The organism is Advenella mandrilli, assembly GCF_016595155.1.
In the GTDB taxonomy this organism is placed as follows: domain Bacteria; phylum Pseudomonadota; class Gammaproteobacteria; order Burkholderiales; family Burkholderiaceae_B; genus Advenella; species Advenella mandrilli.
On record NZ_JAENGP010000033.1, the window covers coordinates 1 to 5,089 of the forward strand.

Sequence of the window (5,089 nt, forward strand, 5' to 3'; positions counted from 1 at the left end):
TCAGACACGTAACTGGCAACCGATTGGGGAAGTATGGCTCAATCCCGATAAACACCAGGAGATCATTCAACACAAAAAAGTGTTAGAGGCCGCGTGACTTATGTTCCAACTAGCTTGACAGATACCGAACCGAAGGCGGGCAAGACTACGACATCATGGGATGGACTAAAGACGATATTATTGTAGATATCATTAATCAATATGAACGTCATCGCCATTTCTTGCATATGGTGCATGATAACGAACCCATTCCTGATATCAAGCCTTCAAATTAATAATTAATGTTGACCCAGACATTTTTGATGATAAGGTAGAGCGGGTGAATATCACTTTACCTAAACGCATTTTGGCAAGAATTGATGCAAAAGCCAAAGCTGCCGGTGAAAGTCGGTCAGGCTATATTGCTCATATGGCATTGATTAATTAATATTACTGCCGTTCAATCCGCCAGCAATGTGCGCAAAAACAGCGGCCTCTTTGGGAGGGTGAAAATAAGGACTGATATTGCAGTCTTTTTTGTTTTAATGATATGTTTTGTTATTCAAACTCTTCACACCCTGTATACATTCTCACGCGGAGCACCACTACCATGCTCCGCGCGGGAGCAATCCTGACAAACACCTCTAAAAACAAAAGCTTCAAACAAACCTTTTATATACGATATAATCATATAAGAGGTGTAAATATGGCTCTTATGATTTTAACTGAACATGAAATACTGGCTGAATTAGGCGAGCGTTTACGAGAACATCGCCTGCGCCAGAACATCCGGCAAAAAGAGTTGGCGGTGCGAAGTGGTGTATCTGAATCGGCCATTAAAAAACTTGAAAGTACCGGTCAAGGCACGATGCTTAACTTCATGAAAGTCGTTTATGCCTTACGGCTTGAGCAGGAAGTACTGGCATTATTTAAAATCCAGCCTGTCAGTATTGCGCAAATGGAAGCACTTCAAGCGCCCTTACGGCAACGGGCAAGGCCGGCCAGGCGCAAGAAAACCAAGTAAGCTGTTTGTGCCACCGTATCAGGAGTATTTAATGATTGTTGTTGACTATCAAGATTACCATTAAGGAATCAATCATGAAAATGCACAATCCCCCGCACCCAGGAGAAGTCTTGAAAGAGTATCTGGAAGACTTTACCGTGACAGCGGCAGCCAAGCATCTTGGGGTAACCCGTACCGCGCTTTCCCGAATCCTGAATGGTGCGACTGGAATATCACCCTGAAATGGCCTTAAGGCTGGAAGCTGCGATTGGCACCAGTGCTGAAATGTGGGTAGGCATGCAGGCCAATTATGATTTATGGAAGGCGCAACAACATCGCCCAACCAATGTCACACCGTTGGTATTGCAAGCCGGAAAAGACCTGTGAAAACAGTGACAACTATCCTGACACAGGGGGGGGCTGGCCGAGTTGACATTGGCTTCTTTGATCCAGCGATGAAGCATGTTGTCGTTAATGTTGTGGGCGCGGGCAATGGCCGCTACCGATACGGCGGAGTTTTTGCACAAGGCAACCAGATGGGATTTAAAGGCCGGGCTGTGCGTCCGCCGACGGGGTAACGGGGTTGGTTCCGGGCTGATTTCTTCTAGATAGTCCATACGTGTCCATTTGCGATAGTGGACAAGTATGTTCATATTTTATTAGCGACTTGAAAAGATGACTTTACCGGACAGTTACCTGCATGAGGCACGGCAATGGGTTGAACGCTTTGTCAGCTGGTACAACACCGAGTATCGTCATAGCAAGCTCAACTTCGTGACACCCCAGCAACGGCATAACGGTAAAGACACCGCATTACTGGCTCAACGCCAGGCAATACTGGAGCAAGCCAAGCTGCGTAACCCCTCACGCTGGGGAACACGTCCAGTCAGGAATTGTGAGCCGATTGGACCTGTCACGTTGAACCCTGAAAAAGAAATGAAGATGCAACAAGCTGCTTAAGACAAAAAACAGTGACAACTACCTTGACAAACACCGCACTTGTGGAATTCATACTTGCGTTTGAGCCCGTGACAAGGGTGTTAAGTTCAATTGGCAGCACTAAATAATGCAACCAAACCCCAAGATCAATCAGCACCCCTGCGAGAAATACCCTATCACAACGCCACTGTCCGCATTCGTTCTATAGCGATTTTGAGACTCTTGTCATTAAACAAAGCCTGTTTTCGTTGTGCCCATTTGGGGCCTGCGGGCCAGCGGGCCATACCGGCTTTTATGGATTCTAAAGTTGGTTCACAACCACCATTTACCAATAACCAATCGACCGTTGACAACAACTCCATACCATAAGGTGATTCAAAACCATCAATAATTTCACTGGCTTTTTCCAGGGCAGGTAAATAATCTTTACCTTCACTTTTCAGAAAAGCCTCAAGGTACGCCTTTTTATCGTCGTTAAACGCAATAACGTCTAACGGGCTGCTATCTGGAATCCGCTTTTCGGACTTTAAATAACTGCCGTCCAAGGCATTAAGAAGATGGCTCAGATTATTGGCATACGGGCCGTAATTATGGGCTTCAAACTTAAGTTTTAGTTCATTATTCAAGTTTTTTGCTTCAATAACACGTTGTAAAAACCAAGCCAGTTTCTGAATTTCCAGTAAACTGCACTCTATCCCTAAAATCCAGTAACGACGTACCAGTTCAGCAATCATGGCCCGAGAGGGGGTTAGTATTTGAACGCCTGTTTTTTTTACTATATTTTGATATTGTTCTGTAGGCTCAAAAAGCCAGACGTCAAGGTCTTGTATATTTCCAAGTGCCTGTTCGATTGCCTGCTTTACATCGGGCCAGTTTAAACCTCCATTACCTGCGCCCAGCGGAGGTATGGCGATGGATTTCACCTGATTGCGAACAATAAACTCACGTAAATCCTGTAAGCCTTCTACAATCCATTCCATTTGGGATTTTGCACGCCAGTGCTGTTTTGTAGGAAAGTTTACAATCCATTTTGGGCCGCTTAGTTCTTCGGTTTCTGTCACGAACATTTTGCCGGTTATGACTTGCCCTGCTTTACAGGCCTTAGCGTATGCTTGCATGTTTTTTGGGAAGCGTTCTTTAAACATTAGGGCAATACCCTTCCCCATCACACCAACGGTATTGACAGTATTAACCAATGCCTCTGTATCCGCATTAAGCAAATTGCCTTTTGTGTAATGAATCATGAAAAATACCACCTTGGTCGCACGTGAACAGGCATGTTTAAGTTGAGTTTTCCCAACCAGCCATTTAATAATTGTTGTGTAGTTTCAGTATAACAAATCATACCTTGCAATGCATTGACAGGGCAATGCTGATAAATCAGGGCTTCTGCCTGATAACGCTCAATTTTGGCTGGATCGTTAGCCCCCTGTGTCAGGATAGTTGTCACCCTCCCATTTCAACTAAAACAGGCGGTAAAGGACACTCATCATGGCCCGTTATTCCCATGAACGCAAACAAGCCAAATCAGAAGGACGCCCTGTGCCAGGATCTAAACCCAAATCAGAACAATGGTCAGCCCAAGCCAAGCTGGCGACCGTCATTGAAACCGCAACGCTGTCCGAGGCGCAGCTTAGTGCATATTGCCGTGAAAAAGGGCTTTATCCTGATCAGGTCAAACGCTGGAAAGAAGAGTCCTTACAAGGCTTTGAGCACAGTGCCGTGCAGCACGACAAGCGTCCTACGGCCGTCAAACCGGCACCGGACCACAAGCTCTCACTCCAGGAGCGGACAGATATCGCTAAAATCTAACATTGGTAGAGGTTCCAACTACCTTAACAAACACCGGGATCATTTCATGATTTCCTCCATCAAAGATGATAATGGCAGAAATCTCTGATTTTGGCTTGTGCCTTTTTAGGGTAAGTTTACGACAACTCTCCTGACACAGGGGGATATTGCTGCAGGAGAATACCCGCTTCCAGTTGTTCGATACTATCGAAGCGGCTCAGATAGAAGATCCCAGACTTCAACGTTACGAAACTATTTCAATGTCCCATTTTTTTAGTTAGCGTAATAGTAGCGCCAACCGCATTTAAAACGGACGTTATTGTCTCAAAACGTGGCTTTGTCTTCCCTGAAAAAGTTTTATACAAACTTTCTCTACCTAATCCCGTTTCTTTAGCTATTTGAGCCATTCCAATAGCCTTTGCCACATCACCCAATGCTGCGATAAACAGCTCCTGATCCCCATCTTCAATCACAGCATTTAGATATGCAATAATATCATCAGGTGTTTGCAAATACTCAGAAGCATCAAATTCACTTATGACTCTACTGATTTTTTTCATCGTTTAACCTTTAATTTCCAACCATATAATATTTGCATATTTAACATCATCTTGTTGCGATGCTTTTGTACCACCATTCAAGAGTAAATATATTATTTTCCCTTGCTGCGCATAATAAACCCTATATCCCGGCCCATAATCAATTTTCATCTCAAAAATACCGTTACCTACAGATTTATGATCGCCAAAATTTCCTTGTTTTGCCCTGCCTATCCTGACAAGTATTTTTGCTCTGGCTTGAACATCCTTTAAGTCTTTTAACCACTTATTAAATTCATCTGTTTGGTTTATTATATTTTTTGTACTCATAACCAGGAAAACATCCTTTTTTTAAGAATAATTAATTGTATCCTATGGGATACTTAAATGCAAACATTTCTTTCTTAATTTCTTGTTGCTCAAATGAATCTGATTGTTGATGAAGTAGCAACCGTTGTAACAGATTTTTATAAAATTGCAACAGAACTGACTAAAGATATCCCACAAAATGAATTAAAAAGGGTTCGCGCGCACATCGACAGAAATCTTGCTAGTATTGCTGCGTAGCCAAGTGAAATGTGTTCTATATGCATTCCCACGCGGGAGTGAACTGACCCCCTAAAGTTGGACAGTTAAAAACTAAGCAGCTTCTAAAACCTGAGTTCGGTATTGTACCGGACTCAAACCATTTAAGTTAAGCTTGATACGCTTGTAATGCTCCGCCCAGTGCCGTCTTGAATTTCCTCGTAGAAAAACGACAATAGGTTCCAATCTATTTTTAGGTTGGAACTTATGAACAGCACTCACACTTCTACAGACGCGTACCGGCGTCTTTCTC

8 protein-coding genes and 3 pseudogenes are annotated in these 5,089 nt (G+C 43.5%); 6 read left to right on the forward strand and 5 right to left on the reverse strand.

Translation table 11 applies throughout. From position 1 onward, the window contains the following. Positions 1-274: 274 nt before the first annotated feature. The 3 genes and pseudogenes from JHL22_RS16050 to JHL22_RS15775 form a co-directional block, all read left to right on the forward strand. Positions 275-427 (forward strand): annotated as a pseudogene (locus JHL22_RS16050) (type II toxin-antitoxin system HicB family antitoxin); the annotation flags it as partial. 258 nt (positions 428-685) lie between these two features. Next, on the forward strand, positions 686-1,003 hold the full coding sequence (locus tag JHL22_RS15770) for a helix-turn-helix domain-containing protein (RefSeq protein WP_200239549.1): 318 nt from the start codon (positions 686-688) through the stop codon (positions 1,001-1,003). A gap of 74 nt (positions 1,004-1,077) precedes the next feature. Beyond that, positions 1,078-1,369: pseudogene (locus tag JHL22_RS15775) on the forward strand (HigA family addiction module antitoxin). Here JHL22_RS15775 and JHL22_RS16255 read toward each other — a convergent pair. After that, positions 1,291-1,635 (reverse strand): transposase, encoded by a 345-nt coding sequence (locus JHL22_RS16255; protein ID WP_200239552.1) that lies wholly within the window; start codon positions 1,633-1,635, stop codon positions 1,291-1,293. The pseudogene JHL22_RS15775 and the gene JHL22_RS16255 sit on opposite strands and share 79 nt — an antisense overlap. Positions 1,636-1,672: 37 nt before the next feature. Between JHL22_RS16255 and JHL22_RS15785 the strand changes: the two are divergent. Next, positions 1,673-1,942 (forward strand): annotated as a pseudogene (locus JHL22_RS15785) (IS3 family transposase); the annotation flags it as partial. Positions 1,943-2,097: 155 nt separating this feature from the next. Here the strand turns inward: JHL22_RS15785 and darG are convergent. Next, positions 2,098-3,165, reverse strand: coding sequence for a type II toxin-antitoxin system antitoxin DNA ADP-ribosyl glycohydrolase DarG (darG, locus tag JHL22_RS15790; RefSeq protein WP_200239557.1), 1,068 nt, complete (start codon positions 3,163-3,165; stop codon positions 2,098-2,100). Continuing rightward, on the reverse strand, positions 3,162-3,371 hold the full coding sequence (locus JHL22_RS16260; RefSeq protein WP_200239559.1) for a DarT ssDNA thymidine ADP-ribosyltransferase family protein: 210 nt from the start codon (positions 3,369-3,371) through the stop codon (positions 3,162-3,164). The genes darG and JHL22_RS16260 overlap by 4 nt, the downstream gene beginning before the upstream one ends. A gap of 41 nt (positions 3,372-3,412) precedes the next feature. On the opposite strand from JHL22_RS16260, the gene JHL22_RS16265 reads away from it, so the two are divergent. Then, entirely contained in the window at positions 3,413-3,733 is a 321-nt protein-coding gene (locus tag JHL22_RS16265; RefSeq protein ID WP_200239562.1) for a hypothetical protein, read from the forward strand. A gap of 236 nt (positions 3,734-3,969) precedes the next feature. Here the strand turns inward: JHL22_RS16265 and JHL22_RS15805 are convergent, their stop codons facing one another. Together JHL22_RS15805 and JHL22_RS15810 are read right to left on the reverse strand one after the other, a co-directional pair. Further along, on the reverse strand, positions 3,970-4,272 hold the full coding sequence (locus JHL22_RS15805; protein WP_200239564.1) for an addiction module antidote protein: 303 nt from the start codon (positions 4,270-4,272) through the stop codon (positions 3,970-3,972). A 3-nt stretch (positions 4,273-4,275) separates the two neighbouring features. Beyond that, positions 4,276-4,581 (reverse strand): type II toxin-antitoxin system RelE/ParE family toxin, encoded by a 306-nt coding sequence (locus JHL22_RS15810; RefSeq protein WP_200239567.1) that lies wholly within the window; start codon positions 4,579-4,581, stop codon positions 4,276-4,278. A gap of 93 nt (positions 4,582-4,674) precedes the next feature. Here JHL22_RS15810 and JHL22_RS15815 point away from each other — a divergent pair, with 93 nt between their 5' ends. After that, entirely contained in the window at positions 4,675-4,818 is a 144-nt protein-coding gene (locus JHL22_RS15815) for a hypothetical protein (protein ID WP_200239570.1), read from the forward strand. Positions 4,819-5,089 lie beyond the last annotated feature (271 nt).